The organism is Janibacter sp. GS2 (assembly GCF_051200835.1).
GTDB lineage: Bacteria > Actinomycetota > Actinomycetes > Actinomycetales > Dermatophilaceae > Janibacter.
On sequence record NZ_CP195161.1, the window covers coordinates 820,328 to 840,718 of the forward strand.

Annotated in this window: 17 protein-coding genes; 15 read left to right on the plus strand and 2 right to left on the minus strand. The window is 72.1% G+C overall.

All coding sequences use genetic code 11. The features are described from left to right. Positions 1 to 18 precede the first annotated feature (18 nt). Positions 19 to 2,229: a HelD family protein gene (locus tag ACR9E9_RS04055; protein ID WP_435201949.1), complete on the minus strand. Its 2,211-nt coding sequence runs from the start codon at positions 2,227 to 2,229 to the stop codon at positions 19 to 21. 349 nt (positions 2,230 to 2,578) lie between these two features. On the opposite strand from ACR9E9_RS04055, the gene purD reads away from it, so the two are divergent. The 7 genes from purD (at position 2,579) to ACR9E9_RS04090 (ending at position 8,792) form a co-directional block, all read left to right on the plus strand. After that, on the plus strand, positions 2,579 to 3,877 hold the full coding sequence (gene purD / locus ACR9E9_RS04060; protein ID WP_435201951.1) for a phosphoribosylamine--glycine ligase: 1,299 nt from the start codon (positions 2,579 to 2,581) through the stop codon (positions 3,875 to 3,877). A gap of 73 nt (positions 3,878 to 3,950) precedes the next feature. After that, the gene (locus ACR9E9_RS04065) at positions 3,951 to 4,451 is read left to right on the plus strand and encodes a hypothetical protein (protein WP_435201953.1); all 501 of its coding nucleotides are present in this window, start codon (positions 3,951 to 3,953) and stop codon (positions 4,449 to 4,451) included. A 21-nt stretch (positions 4,452 to 4,472) separates the two neighbouring features. Continuing rightward, positions 4,473 to 5,429, plus strand: coding sequence for a phosphoribosylaminoimidazolesuccinocarboxamide synthase (locus ACR9E9_RS04070; RefSeq protein ID WP_435201955.1), 957 nt, complete (start codon positions 4,473 to 4,475; stop codon positions 5,427 to 5,429). A gap of 38 nt (positions 5,430 to 5,467) precedes the next feature. Continuing rightward, positions 5,468 to 6,163: a hypothetical protein gene (locus ACR9E9_RS04075; RefSeq protein WP_435201957.1), complete on the plus strand. Its 696-nt coding sequence runs from the start codon at positions 5,468 to 5,470 to the stop codon at positions 6,161 to 6,163. Further along, positions 6,160 to 6,624: a helix-turn-helix domain-containing protein gene (locus ACR9E9_RS04080; RefSeq protein ID WP_435201959.1), complete on the plus strand. Its 465-nt coding sequence runs from the start codon at positions 6,160 to 6,162 to the stop codon at positions 6,622 to 6,624. The genes ACR9E9_RS04075 and ACR9E9_RS04080 overlap by 4 nt, the downstream gene beginning before the upstream one ends. Before the next feature lie 69 nt (positions 6,625 to 6,693). Further along, entirely contained in the window at positions 6,694 to 8,244 is a 1,551-nt protein-coding gene (locus ACR9E9_RS04085) for a fatty acyl-CoA synthetase (RefSeq protein WP_435201961.1), read from the plus strand. Then, the gene (locus ACR9E9_RS04090) at positions 8,244 to 8,792 is read left to right on the plus strand and encodes a DUF1697 domain-containing protein (RefSeq protein WP_435201963.1); all 549 of its coding nucleotides are present in this window, start codon (positions 8,244 to 8,246) and stop codon (positions 8,790 to 8,792) included. Before ACR9E9_RS04085 ends, ACR9E9_RS04090 begins: the two co-directional genes overlap by 1 nt. A 66-nt stretch (positions 8,793 to 8,858) precedes the next feature. Here the strand turns inward: ACR9E9_RS04090 and ACR9E9_RS04095 are convergent, their stop codons facing one another. Next, positions 8,859 to 10,040: a helix-turn-helix domain-containing protein gene (locus ACR9E9_RS04095; protein WP_435201965.1), complete on the minus strand. Its 1,182-nt coding sequence runs from the start codon at positions 10,038 to 10,040 to the stop codon at positions 8,859 to 8,861. Between the two features lie 74 nt (positions 10,041 to 10,114). Between ACR9E9_RS04095 and ACR9E9_RS04100 the strand changes: the two genes are divergently transcribed. From ACR9E9_RS04100 to purL, 8 genes are all read left to right on the plus strand, one after another. Next, positions 10,115 to 10,696, plus strand: coding sequence for an urease subunit gamma (locus ACR9E9_RS04100; RefSeq protein WP_435201967.1), 582 nt, complete (start codon positions 10,115 to 10,117; stop codon positions 10,694 to 10,696). Next, positions 10,693 to 12,381 (plus strand): urease subunit alpha, encoded by a 1,689-nt coding sequence (locus tag ACR9E9_RS04105; protein WP_435201969.1) that lies wholly within the window; start codon positions 10,693 to 10,695, stop codon positions 12,379 to 12,381. Before ACR9E9_RS04100 ends, ACR9E9_RS04105 begins: the two co-directional genes overlap by 4 nt. Positions 12,382 to 12,418: 37 nt before the next feature. Then, complete coding sequence (locus tag ACR9E9_RS04110) at positions 12,419 to 14,053, plus strand: amidohydrolase (RefSeq protein WP_435201971.1); 1,635 nt, start codon at positions 12,419 to 12,421, stop codon at positions 14,051 to 14,053. Positions 14,054 to 14,107: 54 nt separating this feature from the next. Further along, entirely contained in the window at positions 14,108 to 15,427 is a 1,320-nt protein-coding gene (locus ACR9E9_RS04115) for an MFS transporter (protein WP_435201973.1), read from the plus strand. Further along, complete coding sequence (locus tag ACR9E9_RS04120) at positions 15,424 to 17,058, plus strand: thiamine pyrophosphate-dependent enzyme (RefSeq protein WP_435201975.1); 1,635 nt, start codon at positions 15,424 to 15,426, stop codon at positions 17,056 to 17,058. Before ACR9E9_RS04115 ends, ACR9E9_RS04120 begins: the two co-directional genes overlap by 4 nt. Positions 17,059 to 17,141: 83 nt before the next feature. Next, positions 17,142 to 17,432 carry a phosphoribosylformylglycinamidine synthase subunit PurS gene (purS, locus tag ACR9E9_RS04125; protein WP_435201977.1) on the plus strand — a complete coding sequence of 97 codons (291 nt, stop codon included), beginning with the start codon at positions 17,142 to 17,144 and terminating at the stop codon, positions 17,430 to 17,432. Beyond that, the gene (gene purQ, locus ACR9E9_RS04130) at positions 17,429 to 18,100 is read left to right on the plus strand and encodes a phosphoribosylformylglycinamidine synthase subunit PurQ (RefSeq protein ID WP_435201979.1); all 672 of its coding nucleotides are present in this window, start codon (positions 17,429 to 17,431) and stop codon (positions 18,098 to 18,100) included. Before purS ends, purQ begins: the two co-directional genes overlap by 4 nt. Beyond that, positions 18,097 to 20,391, plus strand: coding sequence for a phosphoribosylformylglycinamidine synthase subunit PurL (gene purL, locus ACR9E9_RS04135; protein ID WP_435201981.1), 2,295 nt, complete (start codon positions 18,097 to 18,099; stop codon positions 20,389 to 20,391). The genes purQ and purL overlap by 4 nt, the downstream gene beginning before the upstream one ends.

Genomic DNA, 20,391 nt, shown 5'->3' on the forward strand with positions numbered 1-20,391 from the left:
TCAGCGCGGCGCCGGAGCCTACTCCGTGGGGCGCAGCACCGTCATCCGGTGCGCTGCCCGGGTGAGCACGACGTAGAGGATCCGCGCACCACCGGGCGACTCCGTGGCGATCGCGTCCGGATCGATGACGAGGGTGGCGTCCCACTCCAGTCCCTTGGTGGACAGGGGGTCGATGACGACGACCCGGCCGTCGTGGCTGCCGTGGAGGTCCGTCACCGCCTGCGAGTGGCGCTGGGGGGTGATCACGGCGATCGACCCGTCGATCTGCGCGGCGAGCTCGTCGAGGGCCTGTGTCGCCACCGTGGCCACGTCGGGCCGTGACTCGTCGAGCAGGTCGCCGAAGGTCAGCTCCGCCGGGTCGACCCCCGTCTCGCGGACGGCGTCGGGGATGTCGGCGTCGGGGACGACCGGGAGGATGACCGCGCGGGCGTAGTCGAAGATCTCCTGCGCGTTGCGGTAGTTGGTCGTCATGTGGAAGGCCTGCCGCGGCTGGCTCCCGTAGGCCTCGTCACGGGCCCGGTCGGCCTCGGCGGTGTCCGGCCACGAGGCCTGGGCGACGTCGCCGACGACGGTCCACGAGGCGCGCCGCCCCCGGCGGCCGATCATCCGCCACTGCATCGGCGAGAGGTCCTGGGCCTCGTCGACGAGCACGTGGGCGAAGCCCTCCGGGCGACCGATGGTGCCGTTGAGCAGCCGCTCCCGGGCGGTGGTCGGGCTGAGGTGGTGCGACATGTCGGGGGACTCGATCGCCGAGCCCATGGCCCGCAGCTCCTCGACGCCGTCGAGCTCCTCGATCTCGAAGAAGGACCGCTCCTCGGGGACCGCCTCCTCGACCGGGCCCAGCCGCACGGACAGCTCGTCGATGAGGGCGACGTCGGGGACGGCCCACGTCCCGTGCTCGAGCGTCTCGCGGGCGGAGTGGGCGAGCGCCGCGGCGTCACCCTGGCTCAGGAGCGACCGGGCGACCTCGTAGGCCAGCTCGGTGTCCGCGAGCCACAGCAGCGCCTCGCGGGGGTCGACCTGCGGCCACCACGCCGCGAGGAAGTCGTCGACCGCCAACGAGCTCTCGAAGGCCTCGAAGAAGTCCTCCCGCTCGCCCTCGCGCACGCTGCGCCAGGCGGCCTCGGCGAGCAGGTCACGCGCGGCCGTGGTGGCCTGGTTGCGGGTGCGGTCGCGCAGGGCCTGCGTGCGGATGCGTGCCAGGGCGGACTCGTCGAGGTGGATGGCCCGGCCGTCGACCATGACCCGCAGGCTGGTGGGCGCGTCGGGGACGGCGCGGCCGGCCAGCCGTCGCAGCAGGTCGCTCATCTGCAGGGACCCCTTGATCGAGGCGACCTCGGGGGAGTCGTGGCGCACGGCGGTGATGACGTCGACGACGTCGCCGATGGAGCGCAGGGTCACCGAGTCCTCGCCGAGCGAAGGGAGGACCCGCTCGATGTACGCGGTGTAGGCCGAGGAGGGGCCGATGACGAGGATGCCACCGGACTCGTAGCGGCGCCGGTTCGCGTAGAGGAGGTAGGCGACGCGGTGCAGGGCCACGACGGTCTTGCCGGTGCCGGGGCCGCCGCTGATCTGGGTGATGCCGCGGTCCGTGGCCCGGATCGCCTCGTCCTGGTGCGCCTGGATGGTCGCGACGATGTCGCGCATCTGCTGGCCGCGGCTGCGCGTCAACGCCGCGAGGAGGGCGCCGTCGCCGACGACGACCATGTCGTCGGGGGCCTCCGGGACCATGAGATCGTCCTCGACCCCGATGACCTCCTCGCCGCGGCAGCGCAGGACCCGCCGGCGGATCACGCCGTGGTTGTCGCCGGGCGTGGCCCGGTAGAAGGGGGAGGCCGCGGGTGCGCGCCAGTCGATGACGAGCGGCTCGTAGTCGTCGTCGCGCACACCGAGACGGCCGATGTAGCGGATCTCACGCTCGTCGCCCTGCACTGCCTCACCCGCCCCCTCGACGAGGTCGAGACGGCCGAAGACCAGCCCTTCGTGCTGGTGCTCGAGGTGGGCCAGGCGGCGGTTGGCGTTGTAGACGAGGGCGTCGCGCTCGAAGAGCCCGGACATCTCCTCGTCACGGACGTCGCCGGTGCGTGAGGTGCGGCCGCGCGACATGCCGTCGACGGCCACGAGATCTGCTCGTGTGCCGGCCTTGGCCAACTCGGTGTGTACGCGGTCGAGGTGGTCCTGCTCGATCGCGATCTCGGCAGCGACGGCGTCGACATGGGTTTCGGTCACGGTGTCGTCCTGCTCCCCTCCAGCTTGACGGAAAGATCGAGTCTAGTTGCAGTGGCCGGCGGGACGATCACTCGGGCTGTGCGCCCTTCGCCGAGGGATGTGTGCACCCGCGCCGGCCGGGTCGCACACGACCCCGGAGGGGCTCCTCCCGTCCACCTTGATTTCACCTTCATCCAGATGCCACTATCAGACCAGTCGGCTTCGGCCGATGGTCGCGCGGTCGGTGTCCCCCCTGATGTCCGGACCCGCGACCGTGGGGCGCAGCTCGCGGCAGATCCCCCCTGCCTGCCGAGAGCTGCGCCCCATCTGCATGTCCGCACCCCGCACCGCGTCTCGTAGGCTCGGGTCCGTGAAGGTACTCGTCCTCGGCTCCGGCGCCCGTGAGCACGCCCTCGTGCGTGCTCTGACCCTCGACCCGACGGTGGCCGCGATCATCGTCGCTCCCGGAAACCCCGGCACCGACGCGCTCGCCCTCAATGAACCGGTGGACGCCGCCGACCCGGACGCGGTGCTCGAGCTGGCCCAGCGGCACGATGTCGACCTCGTCGTCATCGGCCCGGAGGCCCCGCTCGTGGGCGGCGTCGCCGACGTGCTGCGCGAGGCCGGGGTGCGCTGCTTCGGTCCGGGTGCGCAGGCCGCCCGCCTCGAGGGCAGCAAGGCCTACGCGAAGGAGGTCATGGCCGCCGCGGAGGTGCCGACCGCCATGGCGCACGTGTGCTCGACGCAGGAGCAGCTCGCGGAGGCGCTCGACTCCTTCGGGGCCCCGTTCGTCGTCAAGGACGACGGGCTCGCGGCCGGCAAGGGGGTCGTGGTCACCGACGACCGTGAGGAGGCCATGGAGCACGGCCTGGCCTGCCTGGCGAAGGGAGACGACGCCCGGGTGGTCATCGAGGAGTTCCTCGACGGCCCCGAGGCGAGCCTCTTTTGCCTCTGCGACGGCGAGCGGGTCGTCCCGCTGGACCTCGCGCAGGACTTCAAGCGGGTCTTCGACGGTGACGAGGGGCCCAACACCGGCGGCATGGGCGCCTACAGCCCGCTGACCTGGGCCCCCGAGGGGTTGGTCGACGATGTCGTCGCCCGCGTGGCGCAGCCCGTCGTCGACGAGATGGCCCGGCGGGGGACCCCCTTCGTCGGGGTGCTCTACGTCGGTCTCGCCCTGACCTCACGCGGAACGCGGGTCATCGAGTTCAACGTGCGCTTCGGCGACCCGGAGACGCAGTCGGTCCTCGCTCGCCTCGAGTCACCGCTGGCGGTGCTCCTCGCGGCGGCCGCCGACGGACGGCTCGACGAGCACGACCCGCTGCGGTGGCGCCCGGAGTCCGCGGTGACGGTCGTGCTCGCGGCCGAGGGCTACCCGGCATCGCCGATCACCGGTGTCGGGATCGATGGTCTCGAGGAGCTCGCGGCCGGCGCACTCGCCGAGCACGTCCACGTCCTGCACGCCGGAACCGTCCTCGACACGGGGGGCGAGGCACCCCAGCTCGTCTCCTCCGGCGGGCGCGTGCTCTCGGTCGTCGCCCTCGGCGAGGACCTCGTCGCAGCGCGGGACCACGCCTACGAGGCCGTGGGGCGGATCGACTTCCCCGGCAGCCACCACCGCACCGACATCGCCCTGCGCGCCTCGCGCGGCGAGATCCGGGTGCAGTAGGCAGTCGGCCTGCCCCCGGGTGGTCGGCGCAGGGCCTGTTGCTCGCCACCGCCCCACTGCCAAGATCCTGGTCATGGCCGACTACGACTCCTCGCCCACCTCCCCGATCCCCCACAGCACCTCGCGCACGTATCGCGCGGAGGACGACCTCCGCGGCCGGGGTGGCCGGACCCTCGCCCGGGTGCTCTCCCCCGTCGTCGCCGTGCTCCCGTGGTCGATGACCGTGGGCGGTCTCTGGGCGATGGCCCGGGTGAGTCGGAACTCCGCCCTGCGGCTCGAGCCGGCGTGGGGCTGGCTGCTGGGCGCACTCGCCCTCCTCGTCCTGGCGGCACTGGTGTGGGCGGCGCTGACCGCCTGGTCGTCCGTGGGCACGACCCTGGCCGGTCTGTGCACCCTCGCCCTGGGGGTCGCGGTGAGCATCCCCGCGCTCTGGCAGCAGGTGTCGCCATCGCTGAGCAGGGTGCTGGGCCAGGACTTCTGGTTCGTCATCAACCCGACCAACTGCCTGCTCATGGGGAGCCTGCTGCTGGCGGCGGGCCTCGGCGCGGCCGGGGCGCGGCGCCTGCGTCGCTGAGGCCCCTGCGAAGATGGCCCCATGACGAGCGACGGTCACCTGGAACTCCCGGGCTACGCCCACATCTACTCCGGCAAGGTGCGCGATCTGTACGCACCACGTGGTGGGGACGGGCAGCCGCGTGCGGACCAGCTGCTGCTCGTGGCGAGCGACCGGATGTCGGCCTACGACTTCGTGCTCGACACCCCGATCCCGGACAAGGGCGCGGTCCTGACCCAGCTGTCGCTGTGGTGGTTCGAGCAGATGGCCGACCTCGTGCCGCACCATGTCGTGTCCACGGACGTGCCGGCCGAGGTCGTCGGACGCGGCGTGCTCGTCGAACGCCTCGACATGCTCCCCGTCGAGTGCGTGGCCCGCGCCTACCTCACGGGCGGCGGGCTCGGTGAGTACCGCTCCACGGGTGCCGTGAGCGGCGTCGAGCTCCCGGAGGGGCTCGTCGACGGTTCGCGCCTGCCGGAGCCGATCTTCACCCCTTCGACCAAGGCGCCGGCAGGGGAGCACGACGAGCCGATCCCCTTCGCCGGGGTCGTCGACGAGGTCGGGCCGGCGCTCGCCGAGCGGGCCCGGGACCTCACCGTGCGCATCCTCGAGCGCGGCAACGCGATCGCTCAGGAGCGCGGGATCCTGCTTGCGGACACCAAGGTCGAGTTCGGCCTGCGCGGTCTGGAGCTGGCCGAAGGGGAGGACCCCCGGGGCGCGATCCGTGCTCGCGGCGCCGCGGCGGAGATCGTCCTCGCCGACGAGCTCCTCACCCCCGACTCCTCGCGCTTCTGGCCTGCGGACCTGTGGGAGCCCGGCCGCCAGCAGCCGAGCTACGACAAGCAGTTCGTCCGTGACTGGCTCACCTCGTCGGCCTCCGGCTGGGACAGGGCCTCCGGCGAGGCGCCCCCGCCGCTGCCGGAGGAGGTCATCGCCCAGACCCGAGCCAAGTACGTCGAGGCCTACGAGCGACTGACGGGGCAGACCTTCCGCAGTTGAGCCCCTGCATCGCGTATCACTACTGATACAGTCGAGCTGTGGCTGGATCGTCCTCGCTCGATGGGGTGCTCGCCTCTGCGGCCCGCCTCCAGGAGATCGTCCCCGATGCGGTGCTCGTCGGGGGATCAGCTGCTGCTCTGTACGCGGGGCACCGCGAGTCCTTCGCTCACGACCACGTGCTCACCGACCTGGCGGATCGCTATGCCGAGGTCGTGGAGGCGGTCGAGGGGACGGATGGCTGGGTCACGAGCGTGCGGGCCAGCTCGCCGCCGCTGACGCTGCTCGAGTCCCTCGACGGGGTCGAGGCCGGCCTGCGTCAGCTGCGGCGCACGCGACCGCTCGAGGTCGAGGAGATCGCGGTGGGTGATCGTGCGCTGCGCGTGCCCACCCTCGAGGAGATCCTGCGGGTCAAGGCCTACCTCGTCGTGCAGCGCAACCAGGTGCGCGACTACCTCGACGTCGTGGCGTTGGCCGACCGGCTCGGGCGTGACGGTGCGGTCCCGATCCTCTGCGGCATCGACGACTACTACGCAGACCGCTCGGGGGAGCCGGACTCGGTCCTGACCGTGGTCGTGCAGCGCCTGTCCGAGCCTGCGCCGCGCGATGTCCGCGTCACTCGTCAACTGCCCTCGTACAAGGGCCTGGTCGAGCGCTGGCAGGACTGGGACGCGGTGGTCGAGGACTGCCGGGCCCTGGCCGATGCGGTGGTCGAGCGATTGGAGGCCGGGTCATGAGCCTCGCCTTCCGCAACGTCGACGTGGACCCGGGTGCGCCCGTCGACGCGTGGCCGTACGAGGCGGTCGTCGCCGTGATCGAGCGCGGGACGATCGGCGACTGGCTCCGACTCACCCGGGCGATCGACGCGGACCCGTGGGGGGTCGTCGCGCGAGAGGTCGAGGAGTACCTCGGTTACGAGGCCCCGTACGGGGTGGGTCCGCTGCTTGCTCGTGCCATTGTCCGTGCCCGACGGCAGGCGGAGGAGTCCGAGCGCCACGAGGTCGCCCGGGAGGTGGCTGGGCTCATCGCCCGCTCGGGCCTGACCACCGCCGAGCTCGCCCGCCGGGTGGGCACCTCACGCAGCCGGCTGTCGACCTACCGGTCAGGGCGGGTCGTGCCGTCGGCCACGATGATGGTTCGCCTGAGGCGAGCGGTCGAAGGGGCTCCGGCACCGCCGAGGCGCGCCTTGCGTGGCTGACCCCCGTGCCGGTCCCGTGACCACGCCGAAGGGGTGGCGCGGACCCCCTTCGGCGGGCAGACTGCCGAGATGCCGACCTCGGAGATGGACCACGCCCGCGCCAACGGACTGGGGGAGGTGTTGCGTCGCAGCGCAGCCCGCTTCCGGGACAAGACCGCGATCATCGATGGTGACACCCGGCTGAGCTTCCGGGAGTTCGACGCCCTTGCCACCTCCGTCGCCGCCGGCCTGGCCGGGCGCGGTGTCACCCCGGGCGACCGGGTGGCCCTGCTCAGCCGCAACTGCGCGGACTTCGCCGCCGTCGCCTGGGGCGCCGCGCGCCTGGGTGCCGTCCTCGTCCCGATCAACTTCATGCTCACCGCGGACGAGGTCGGCTACATCGTCGGCGACAGCGAGCCGGTCGCCTTCGTCGCCCAGCCGGAGTTCGTCGGCACGGCGGACGAGGCCATCGCCGAGAGCGGTCGTGAGATCACCACCCGCATCGTCACCGGGGACGCGAGGGGCGGGTGGACCCCCTTCGCCGAGGTGGCCGGCACCGACGCCGCCGGCTGGGAGCCGCCGCTCGTGGCCGACGACGACCCGATCCGCCTGATGTACACCTCGGGCACCGAGGCCCGGCCGAAGGGAGCGCTGCTCACCTCGCGCGCGCTGCAGGCCGAGTACCTCAGCGCGATCGTCGACGGCGGCATGAGCGGCGACGACGTGGACCTGCACACCCTGCCGCTCTACCACTGCGCCCAGCTCGACTGCTTCCTCGGGCCGGACCTCATGCTCGGCGCGACGAGCATCATCCTGCCCGCGCCGGAGCCCGGGGCCGTGCTGGCGGCGATCGCCGAGCACGGCGTCACCAAGTACTTCGCGCCGCCGACGGTGTGGATCGGGTTGCTGCGGCACGCCGACTTCGACGCGACCGACCTGTCCTCGCTGCGCAAGGGGTACTACGGCGCAGCGGCGATGCCCGTCGAGGTGCTCAAGGAGATCCAGCAGCGGTTGCCCGACGTCGACCTCTGGAACTTCTACGGGCAGACCGAGCTCGCGCCGGTCGCGACGATCCTGCCGCCGCACGAGCAGCTCTCCCACGCCGGGTCGGCCGGCTTCCCGGTGCTCAACGTCGAGACCCGGCTCGTCGACGACGACGGGGTCGAGGTGCCCGTCGGGGAGGTCGGCGAGGTGGTCCACCGCAGCCCGCAGATCGCGGCCGGCTACTGGCGCAACGAGGAGAAGACCGCTGAATCCTTTGCCGGCGGCTGGTTCCACTCCGGTGACCTGGCGGTCGCGGACGACGACGGGCGGATCACGATCGTCGACCGCAAGAAGGACATGATCAAGACGGGCGGGGAGAACGTCGCCTCCCGCGAGGTCGAGGAGGCGATCTACGCCCACCCGGACGTCGCGGAGGTCGCCGTCTTCGCGCTGCCGGACCCGAAGTGGATCGAGGCGGTCACGGCCACGATCGTCGCGAAGGAGGGCGCGGAGCTGACCGTCGACGCGATCCAGCAGCACTGCGCCGGTGTCCTGGCGCCCTACAAGCGGCCCAAGCGGATCGAGATCCTCACCGAGCTGCCGAAGAACCCGAGCGGCAAGATCCTCAAGCGCGAGCTGCGGGAGCGTTTCAGCTGATGCCCGCCTACGTCGCCTTCCTCCGGGCGATCAACCTCGGGGCCCGGCGGAAGTTCCCCAAGGCCGATCTCGCCCGCGTCGTCGAGGGCACCGGCGCGACCGGGGTCGCGGTGCACCTCAACACCGGCAACGTCCTGCTCACCAGCCGACAGCGCTCGAGCGGGGCGGTCGTGCGCACCCTCGAGGCGGCCTTCCTCGCGGACCGGGGTTTCGAGGTGCCCACGGTGGTGCTGACCCTCCCGGAGCTGGGCCGGGTGGCCGCGGAGGCCGACGAGGTGGCGGGGCAGGCCCCCTTCGCCGTCGGGGCGCACTACGTCTCCTTCCTCACACAGGACCCGGATCCGGCGGGTCTGGCGCGTTTCGCTGCGCTGGAGGCGAAGGGGGAGTACGCCGCGGTCCGTAGTCGGGTGGTCCACCTGCTCATCGATGCCAAGGACCAGCTGCACACCGCGAAGCTGCCCGCTGCGGTCGAGCGCCATCTCGGCGTCGCGACCAACCGCAACCTGCGGGTCGTCGCCGAGCTGGCCCGCCGGTGGGGTGACCGCTGACGGTGGCTGAGCCCGACGCCGGCTGAGGTGCGAGGAACGAGCCTCGAAGCCACTGCCCCGCGAGCATCACCCGGACGTCGTGCCGTCCAGGCTCGACCACTCGAGCGCCGCCAGGGCCAGCGCCGCCTGTCGGGGCTTGGTCATGTCGCACCCGGACACCTCGGCGAAGCGCCGCAACCGGTTGACGACCGTGTTGCGGTGGCAGTAGAGGTTGCCCGCCGTCTGCTGGACCGAGCCCGTGGCTGCGTAGTCGAGGGCCGTGTCGACCAGGCGATCGCGTTCTGCTGGTCGCAGCCGGTGGAGTGGGTCGAGCACGACCGACGAGACGCCCGGAGCGAGCTCGGCCATCCGGACGCCGGCGAGGCGCGACCACATCTGCGGCAGCCCGTGGGGGCCGGCGTGCTCGGCGCCCATGACATCGGCGACGTGCTGGGCGATGTGGGCGGCCCGGGGGACCTCGGCGAGCCCCCGGGCCACCGGCGCGACGGCGCAGGTGACGTGCGGCAGGGCGTCGTCCGCGGTGGCCCGCTCGCTGCCGTGCCACCTGGTGATGAGCACGGAGTGCCGACCGGTGTCCTGGAGGTGGGTGGGACGCCCCGAGGCGCTGAGCTGCTCCGCCGCCGCGCGCAGGGACCGGTCCTCGGGCTGGCGCGTGGCCGCGACGAGGAAGAGCCAGTCGGCGTCCACCTCGAGGGCCAGTGCCACCGCCGTGACGTCCTGCGGGTCCGGCTCGAGGCGCGAGAGCAGGCTGCCGATGAGCGCGGAGCGGACCCGGCGACGCTCACGGGCCAGGACGGCAGTCTCCTGGACGAAGCTCACCTGGATCGTCGTGCTGTAGTCCTCGACCACGGCCCAGACCTCCTCGACGTGCTCGACCAGCAGCTCCAGGTCCCGTGCTCCGGCGTGCTCACGCAGGGCCGCCCAGAGGATCCGGAAGTCGAGCCGGACCGCGGTGAGCAGCTGCTCGAGCGGGACCTGGCGCCGCGCCCGGTCCCGTCCGATGGACGGGCCGACCTCGCCCAGGCGCTCCGGGACCGGGAGGTCCCCGATGCGCCGGAGCAGGTAGTCGAAGGAGCTGATCGCGTCGTCACGGACACGGTCCAGGGGCACCCGCCCCTGCGAGTACGGGGGCAGGAGGGCGACGCGGTCCACGAACTGCGAGACCAGTGAGTCGGCGTCGTCGTGCAAGCGGTGGACGAGCGCCGTCCAGCGGTCCTCGGACGGGGGTGCCGCGCCAGTATTGGGCATGTGCACAATTGTGGCGCACAAGCGCGTGGTGTGACGACAGCCACAGCGGCACGGTGTGCCCAACGATGGCTCGCATGCATCTCACTCCGCGCGAAGAAGAGCGGCTGCTCATGAGCAGCGGCGCCGAGCTCGCTCGCCGTCGCCTGGCTCGTGGTGCGCCCCTGGGGGCCGTCGAGGCGACCGCGCTGGTGTGCGACGAGATCTGCGAGATGGCGTGGGACGGGATGCCCCTGCCCGACGTCATCGTCCGGGCGCGGGAGGTCGTGCCGGCCGGGGCCCTGCTGCCCGGCGTGGCGTCCGCGACCCCGGCCATCGAGGTGGAGGCACTCTTCGAGCACGGCACCGTCCTCGTGCACGTCGATGCCCCCTTCGGTGAGACCGACCCCCTCGGCCCCGGCGCCGTCCTCACCGCTGGCACCCCCGTGGAGCTCGCGCCGGAGCGTGCACGCACGGAGGTGGAGCTGCACAACACGGGCGACCGGCCGGTGTGGATCAGCTCGCACCTCCCCCTGGGGCAGCTCAACCGCGCGGTGACCGTCTCCCTGCCCGACCCCGACGGGCACCGGCTCGACCTGCCCGCGGGCGCCGCGCTGCAGATCGCCCCGGGGGAGCGCACCACCGTCCCCGCCGTCGCCATCGCCAGGAGCGCCTCGTGAGCACCATCGACCCCCGCGACTACGCCGGGCTCTACGGACCGACGGCCGGTGACCGCGTGCGCCTCGGCGACACCGACCTGTGGGTCGAGGTCGAGCACGACGACACGGAGCACGGGGAGGAGCTCGTCGGGGGCTGCGCCAAGACCGCCCGCCACGGGGCCCTCGTCAGCCCCTCCGCGGACCGGGCCAGCGCCCTGGACATGGTGATCCTCGGCGTGCTGCTCATCGACCCCGTCCTGGGCATCCGCAAGACCAACATCGGGATCAAGGACGGGCGGATCGTCGGCACCGGCCGGGCCGGCAACCCCGACGTGCTCGCCGGAGTCGAGCTGGAGGTCGACGCGCACACGGCGATGATCCCCGGCGAGGGCACCATCGCCACCCCCGGCGTGGTCGACTCCCACGTCCACCTCTCCAACGCCGACCTGACGGCGGCGGCCCTGGCATCCGGGGTCACCACCGTCGTCGGGATGGGGATCGGCGGGGTCTGGGACGTCGGTGCCAACCCTCGGGCCAACCTGCACCATCTCATGGCCGGGTGGGCCGACGTGCCGTTGAACGCCGCCTTCCTGGCGCGCGGCTCCTCGACCTCCCCCGACCTCCTCGAGCGGGCGGTCCTCTCCGGTTGCGGCGGCTTCAAGGTCCACGAGGACTGGGGCGCGAGCCCGGCAGTCGTCGACACCTGCCTCGGCGTGGCCGACGCCGCGGACCTGCCGGTGGCCCTGCACACCGACACACTCAACGAGACCGGCTACCTCGACGACACCCTCGACGCGACCCGCGGACGGACGGTGCACGCGTACCATGTCGAAGGGGGCGGAGGGCATCCCGATCTCCTGCGCATCGTGGAGACACCACACGTCCTGACCTCCTCCACCACCCCCACCCTGCCGCTGACCCCCTCGACCGTCAGCGAGCTCCACCCGATGACGATGACCGTGCACCGGGGCCGGCACCAGCTCGACAGCGACGCGGCGATCGCGGCCTCCCGCATCCGGGAGCACGCCATCGCCGCGGAGAACCATCTGCACGATCTCGGCGCCGTGAGCATCATCAACTCCGATGGTCTCGGCATGGGCCGGGTGGGTGAGACCGCCCGCCGGACCTGGCAGCTGGCGCACGTGCAGGCGGGGCTGGCCGGCCGGACGGGGCCGGATGCCCCCAACAACGCCCGCGTGCTGCAGTACCTGGCGAAGCTCACGTGGAACCCGGCGGTGGCGCACGGGATGTCGGCGGACGTCGGGTCGCTGCAGCCCGGGCGTCTCGCCGACATCGTCTTGTGGAACCCGGCGTGGTTCGGGGCGCAACCCGAGCTGGTGGTGAAGTCCGGCTTCGTCGCCTGGGGCGCCAGCGGGTCGGGCTCGGGCTCGACCCGGTTGACCCAGCCACGCCGGATGCGGCCCTTCTACGGGGGGAGGGGGCGCGCGCCGGAGCGGCTGGCCCACATCTTCGTCTCCGGCGAGTGCCTCGACGACTCCGCGGCCCGCTCCGCGCTTCCCACCGGGCACAGCTACCTGCCGATCGCCGGCAGCCGGGGTCTCGCGTGCGAGGACATGCTCCGCAACACCGCGACCCCGCACGTCGAGGTCCCACCCGAACCCGTGCCGGTACGCATCGACGGGCTCGAGGTCCCGGTCCACCGTGCTCATGCCCTGCCCCTGACGCGGCTGCACCACCTGGCCTGACCGCGCTCGTGCGCGTGCCACCGATCAAGGAGATCCGATGGAGCTTGACCTGCTGCTGACCAACGCCACCATCCTGACGATGGACGAAGGGCGTCCGCTCGCCCACTCGATGGGCGTCCTCCACGGCCGGGTGGTCGTCCTCGACCCCGACCCCTCGGTCCGTGCGCGGAGGAGGATCGATGCGAAGGGCGCCACGGTGACCCCTGGATTCGGCGACGCCCACAACCACATGGCGTGGTTCGGGCTGTCGCTGACGGAGATCGACCTCGCCGCGGCCACCAGCCTCGAGCACCTCTACGACCTCGTGGCGCAGGAGGCCGCGTCGCTCCCGGAGGACGCCTACGTGGTCGGTAGCGGGTACGACAACACCCGGCTCGGGGGACATCCGCACCGCCGCGAGCTGGACCGGGCAGCCGGTGGTCGCTCGGTGTGGCTGAAGCACCGGTCCGGGCACGTGTGCGCGGTGAGCAGCCGCGTGCTGGATCGCGTCGGTGTCCTCGACGGCAGCGCCCGGGTTCCCGTGGGCGGCGAGGTCGTGCGCGACGCGGACGGTCCCACGGGTGTCCTCGAGGAACAGGCGCAGAACCTCGTCGTCTCCCTCGTCGTCCCCTATCCCGTCGAGACCCTGTCGAGGGCGGTGACGCGCGCTGCGCACGTGTACGCGGCCGAGGGCCTCACCCACGTGACCGAGGCCGGCATCGGCGGCGGGTGGCTCGGTCGCAGCCCGCTCGAGCTGGCGGCGTACCAGCGGGCCCGGGAGGCGGGGGAGCTGCCGGTCCGGGTGCAGCTCATGCCCGCCTTCGACGCCCTCCACGAGCTGCGCGGGGACGAGAGCGACGACATGGGCTTCGGCCTCGACCTCGGGATGCGAACGGGCTTCGGTGACGACCGGCTGCGGCTCGGACCGATGAAGATCTGGCTGGACGGCTCCCTCGTCGCGCGCACCGCGGCGGTGCAGGAACCCTTCTGCGACCACGGACACGGCACCGGGTACCTCCAGGACGACCCCGAGCGGATGCGGACGGCGGTCCTGGACGCGCACCACGGTGGCTGGCGGGTCGCTGCCCACGCCATCGGCGACCAGGCCGTCGACGTCGCGCTCGACGTCTTCGAGGAGGCGCAGACGACGCGACCTCGCCCGGACGTCCGGCACCGGATCGAGCACGCCGGGATCACCCGTCCGGAGCAGGTGGAGCGGATGGCGCGCCTGGGCGTGACGCCGGTCCCGCAGCACCGCTTCCTCTTCGAGATCGGCGACACCATGGCGGAGGCGGTCGGCGATGCCCGGCGCGACCACCTCTATCGGCACGCCTCCTTCCTCGACGCCGGCATGCGCGTCCCGGGCAGCTCCGACCGCCCGGTGGCCGACGGCGCTCCCTTGGCCGCCATGCAGTCGATGGTCGAGCGGCTCAGCAGCAGCGGCCAGGTCATGGGGCCCGACGAGAGGGTGGACGCGCGCACCGCTCTTCGCGCGTACACGGTCGACACCGCATGGGTCGCCGGCGAGGAGGAGGACCGGGGCACCTTGGCGCCGGGCCACCTCGCCGACTTCGTCATCCTCGGCGACGACCCCACGGCGGTCCCCACCGAGCGGATCTCCTCGATCGAGGTGGTCGCCACCTTCGTCGCCGGCCGGTGCATCCACGGCGAGGAGGCGGTTGATGGCCGCTGACTGCGGTGTTCGCCCCGCTGCCACCCCCTGTTGTCCCCTGATCAGGAGCATCCCATGAGCACATCAGCACACCCACCGGCCACGCCGGTGACCGTCACGGAGCAGGAGGCGAAGAAGGTCGCCTTCGCCGCCTTCGTCGGCACGGCCCTCGAGTGGTACGACTACTTCCTCTACGGCACCGCAGCAGCCCTGGTCTTCAACCGGCTGTTCTTCGTCACCGACGACGTGGTCGTCTCCACCGCCGCGGCGTTCGCCTCCTTCGCCGTGGGCTTCGTCGCCCGTCCGGTCGGCGCCATCATCTTCGGTCACCTGGGTGATCGCATCGGGCGCCGGAAGACGCTCCTGATCACCGTGACGATGATCGGCATCGCCACCGGAGTCATCGGCCTGCTCCCCAGCTTCATGGCGATCGGTATCGCTGCCCCGGTTCTGCTCACCCTGCTGCGCATCCTCCAGGGTGTCGCCGTCGGTGGCGAGTGGGGCGGTGCGGTGACCCTCGCCGTCGAGCACGCCCCGTTGGAACGGCGTGGCCGGTACGCGGCGATGCCGCAGATCGGCTCCCCGGTCGGCACCCTCCTCTCCTCCGGTGCCATCCTCGCGGTCTCCCTGCTCCCGCAGGAGAGCTTCGACGCGTGGGGCTGGCGCATCCCCTTCCTCCTGGCCTTCCCGCTCCTGTACGTCGCGGTCTACCTGCGGCGCAGGGTCGAGGAGTCCCCGCTCTTCGAGCAGATGCTCGAGGAGGACGAGCTGTCCTCCTCGCCGGTCAAGGACGTCATCAAGGGAGCCTTTCCGCAGCTGCTCGTCGGGGCCGGGTCCACCTTCCTCGGTGTGGGCGGCTTCTACCTCGTGACGACCTTCGTCATCAGCTACGGCACGGGCACCCTCGGCATGGACAACTCGGTCCTGCTGACGGCGACCCTGGTCGCGGCCGCCGTCGAGATCCTCGTCCTCATCGCGGGCGGCCGCCTTGCCGAGCGGTTCGGCGCCGGTGTCGTGACCGTGGTCGGCGGCATCCTGTCGATGCTGGTCGCCTTCCCCGTCTTCTGGCTCATCGACACGACCGACACCTTCCTGGTGATCTTCGCGGTGACCTTGGGCATCGCCTGCCTGTCCATCCCCTATGCGGTCTCCGGAGTGCTGCTGACCAACCTCTTCCCCGCCTCGCTGCGCTACAGCGGTGTGGCGCTGTCGGCGAACTTCGCCGGAGTGGTCAGCGGCTTCGTCCCGCTGGCCGCGACCGCCGCCCTCGCCGGCAGTGGGGAGCAGTCCTGGGCGCCGGCACTGATGCTCGTCGGGATCGCCCTGGTCACGACGGTCTCCGGCTGGATCGCCCCGCGCATCTCGCTCGGTCACGACGAGGTGATGACCCGATGACGACGCGTTCTGCCGGAACCCTGCTCGTCGAGCAGCTCGCCCACGAGGGTGTCGAACGGGTGTACTGCGTCCCCGGTGAGAGCTACCTGGACGCCCTGGACGCCCTGGGAGACAGCCCCATCCGGACCGTGGTCTGCCGGCAGGAGGGCGGCGCCGGCTTCATGGCCGTCGCCGACGGCCGCCTGAAGAAGGGCGTCGGTGTCGCCATGGTCACGCGGGGGCCGGGGGCCGCCAACGCGATGATCTCCGTGCACACCGCGTGGCAGGACGCCACCCCGATGGTGCTCTTCGTCGGTCTCGTCCCGGTGGCTGACCGGGGCCGGGAGGCCTTCCAGGAGTTCGACCTGACGGCGTGGTTCGGCTCCACCGCCAAACGGGTCATCACGCTGGAGGCGCCGGACCGGGCGGCCGAGGTGGTCGCCGAGGCCTGTCACGTGGCCCGGTCCGGTCGTCCGGGACCCGTCGTGGTCGGGCTGCCGGAGGACGTGCTCGTCGGCCGCACGGCCCGAGGCGTCGTGCCGCCCCGGCCCGTCGCCACGGGCGGCCCGTCCGCCGGGCAGGTGGGCGAGGTCGTGGACCTGCTGGGCAGTGCCCGGCGACCACTCGTCATCGTCGGTGGTGACCGCTGGACGGCGGAGGACGCCACGGCGCTGACGCAGTGGGCGCAGGCGTGGCACGTCCCCGTGGCGGCCGACTTCCGCGCCCACGACATCATCGACCACCGCAGCGAGGCCTACGTCGGGTCCTTCGGCTTCGGTCGCAGCCCCGCGCTGGCGCAGGTCCTCGACGAGGCCGACCTCCTGGTCTTCATCGGGTGCAGTGCCGCGGACGTCCTCTCCGACGGGTACCAGCGCGGCGGGCGGGCCGATCGGGTCGTCGTGGTGGACCCCGATCCGGGCCTGCTGCAGCACCACCTGAGGGTCGACGTGCACGCGGTGTGTGCGCCCGCCCCCTTCGTCGCGGAGCTCGCCACGCAGGGCGCTCCTCCCGGGGCCGTCCCGTGGCGCGCGTGGGCCGCGGACGCCCGTGCCGCCCACGAGTCCTTCAGCACCCCGGCCCCGGACGGCGTGTCGACGGGTGTCGATCTCGGCGCGGCCATGGCCGTCCTGCGCGACGTCCTCGACGAGGACGCCGTCATCACCTACGGCGCCGGGAACCACGCGATCTGGGCGCAGCGGTACCTGCCCCACCACACCTACCCCTCGATGTTGGCGCCCCGCAACGGCGCGATGGGCTTCGGGGTGCCGGCGGCGGTGGCCGCCTCGATCGCCCTGCCCGGCCGCCAGGTCGTCTCGATCGCAGGAGACGGGTGCTTCCTCATGAACGGTCAGGAGATGGCGACGGCCGCAGCCCACGGTGTCGCGCCGGTGGTGCTCGTCGTCGACAACGGGATGTACGGGACCATCCGTACCCACCAGGAGCGTGAGTACCCCGGGCGGCCCAGCGGTACCGCCCTGACCAACCCGGACTTCGCCGAGTACGGGCGGGCCTTCGGTGGTTTCGGTGAGCGGGTCGAGCGGACCGAGGACCTGCCGGGCGCGCTGGAGCGGGCGATCGCCTCGGGCCGGCCGTCGATCCTGCACCTGGTGGCCGACCCCTCGGTCCTCCTGCCGGTCCCGGAGGGGGCGTGACCGTGGGACCGGAATCCGCGGCGCAGGCCCCCCGAACTAGACTCGACGCCGGACCGACCCCCTTCGCACCATAGGAGCGCCCCGTGGGACGCATCGTCGTCGATGTCATGCTCAAGCCCGAGATCCTCGACCCGCAGGGCCAGGCGGTCCGCGGGGCACTGCCCCGGCTGGGCCTGAACCAGTTCACCGACGTGCGGCAGGGCAAGCGGTTCGTGCTCTCCGTCGACGGTGACGTGACCGAGGGGCACCTGGAGCAGGCCCGCGAGGCGGCCGAGACCCTGCTGTCCAACCCGGTCATCGAGGACGTCGTCAACGTCCACGAGCTGACGGCCGACGAGCCGGAGCAGGCACCGATCACCGGGGCGGGCGCGTGAAGATCGGCGTCGTCACCTTCCCCGGGAGCCTCGACGACTCCGATGCCCGCCGCGCCGTGCGCCTCAGTGGCGGCGAGGCGGTGGCCCTGTGGCACGGCGACGCCACCCTGCGCGATGTCGACGCGGTCGTCGTCCCCGGCGGCTTCTCCTACGGCGACTACCTGCGCGCCGGCGCCATCGCCCGCTTCGCCCCGGTCATGGGCGAGGTCATCACGGCAGCGAAGGGAGGGATGCCGGTCCTCGGGATCTGCAACGGCTTCCAGATCCTCACCGAGTCCCACCTGCTGCCCGGGTCGATGATCCAGAACGACCACCGCAGGTTCCTCTGCCGCGACCAGGTCCTGCGCGTGGAAAATGCCGCGACCGCCTGGACCGCCGGCTTTGCGGCCGACCAGGAGATCAGCGTCGTGCTGAAGAACCAAGAGGGCCAGTTCGTCGCCGACAGGGCCACCCTCGACCGCATCGAGGGGGAGGGGCAGGTCGCCTTCCGCTACGTCGGGGTCAACCCCAACGGCTCCTCGCGCGACATCGCCGGCGTCACCAACGAGCGCGGCAACGTCGTCGGGCTGATGCCGCACCCCGAGCACGCGGTCGAGGAGGGCTTCGGCCCGAGCCTCGACGGGCGCACCTTCTTCACGTCTGCCCTCGAGCAGGTGGTTTCCTCATGACCCGGACCAGCGCGAGCCAGTCACCCGCCGCCCCCGACACCGTCACGCGGGCGAGCAGCACCCCCGACACCGAGCAGCCGTGGGCCGTACTCGGCCTGAAGCAGGACGAGTACGAGCGCATCCGCGAGATCCTCGGGCGTCGGCCCACGAGCGCCGAGCTGGCGATGTACTCGGTCATGTGGTCCGAGCACTGCAGCTACAAGTCCTCCAAGGTCCACCTGACGCGCTTCGGTGACCTGCCGAGCGAGACCCCGCTGGGCAAGACCCTCGCGGGGATCGGCGAGAACGCCGGCGTCATCGACATCGGCCAGGGGTGGGCGGTGACCTTCAAGGTCGAGTCGCACAACCACCCGAGCTACGTCGAGCCCTACCAAGGAGCGGCGACCGGGATCGGTGGCATCGTGCGCGACATCATGGCGATGGGTGCCCGCCCGGTGGCGGTGATGGACCCCCTTCGCTTCGGGGCGATCGACCACCCGGACACCGCCCGCGTCCTGCCCGGCGTCGTCAAGGGCGTCGGTGGGTACGGCAACTCCCTCGGCCTGCCCAACATCGGCGGCGAGGTCGTCTTCGACGAGTGCTACCAGGGCAACCCCCTCGTCAACGCGCTGTGCGTCGGCTCGTTGCGCCACGAGGACCTGCACCTGGCGAAGGCCTCCGGGACCGGCAACAAGGTGGTCCTCTTCGGTGCCAAGACCGGCGGTGACGGGATCGGCGGCGTCTCCGTCCTCGCGTCCGAGACCTTCGACGAGGGCGGTCCGACCAAACGTCCCGCGGTCCAGGTCGGCGACCCCTTCGCCGAGAAGGTCCTCATCGAGTGTTGCCTCGACCTCTACGCCGCGGGCGTCGTCGAGGGCATCCAGGACCTCGGCGGTGCCGGGCTCTCCTGCGCCACGTCGGAGCTCGCGTCCGCCGGTGACGGTGGCATGCAGATCGAGCTCGACAAGGTCCCGCTGCGCGACTCCACGCTCCGCGCCGAGGAGATCCTCATGTCGGAGTCGCAGGAGCGGATGATGGCGGTCGTCGCGCCGGACAAGCTCGACGCCTTCCTCGAGGTCACCGGCCGGTGGGACGTCGAGGCCGCGGTCCTGGGTGAGGTCACCGAGGGCGATCGGCTGACGATCACCTGGCACGGCGAGACGATCGTCGACGTGCCGCCGCGCTCCGTCGCCCACGACGGCCCGGTCTACGAGCGTCCGATCGCCCGGCCCGAGTGGCTCGATGCGGTGCAGGCCGACGTCAGCTCCTCCCTTCCCCGCCCGCAGGACCTCGGCCGGACGGTGCTGGACCTGCTCGCCTCGCCGAACCTCTGCGACAAGTCCTGGGTCACCAACCAGTACGACCGCTACGTGCTCGGCAACACCAAGAGGGCCATGCCGCACGACAGCGGTGTGGTGCGCATTGACGAGGAGTCCGGTCTCGGCGTCGCCGTCTCGACGGACTGCAACGGACGCTTCGGTCGCCTCGACCCCTATGCCGGTGCGCAGCTCGCGCTCGCCGAGTCCTACCGCAATGTCGCGACCTCCGGTGCGCTGCCGGTGGCCGTGACCGACTGCCTGAACTTCGGGTCCCCCGAGGACCCGGGCGTGATGTGGCAGTTCCAGCAGGCCGTCGCCGGACTCTTCGACGCGTGCCTCGAGCTGGGTATCCCGGTCACCGGCGGCAACGTCTCCTTCTACAACCAGACCGGCGAGACGGCGATCCACCCGACGCCCGTCGTCGGCGTGCTCGGCGTGATCGACGACGTCGCCACCTCCGTCGCCTCGGGCTTCCGGGCGAAGGGGGAGACCGTCATCCTCCTCGGCGAGACCCGCGACGAGCTCGACGGCGGTGAGTGGGCGCACGCCCTCCACGGTCACCTCGGCGGTCGGCCGCCGAAGGTCGACCTCGCCGCGGAGAAGGCCCTCGCGGACTTCTTCGTCGAGGCCGTTCGCCGCGGACTGCTCGCCAGCTCGCACGACCTCTCCGACGGTGGTCTGGCCATCGCGCTCGCCGAGTCCGTCCTCGAGGGCGGCCGGGGCGCGTCGCTCGACCTGCGACCGGTGCTCGACCGCGACCGGGTCGACGTCTTCACCGCGCTCTTCTCCGAGTCGACGGCCCGCGCGCTCGTGACGGTCCGCTCGGAGGCGGACCTCGCCACGCTCGTGAGCGTCGCCGAGACCCATGGCGTGCCGTTGGCCCGTCTCGGGGTCATCGACGGGTCCTCGCTCAAGGTCAAGGACGCCTTCGACGTCCCGCTCGAGGAGATGCGCTCCGCGCACACGGGCACGATGCACCGGTACTTCGGCTGA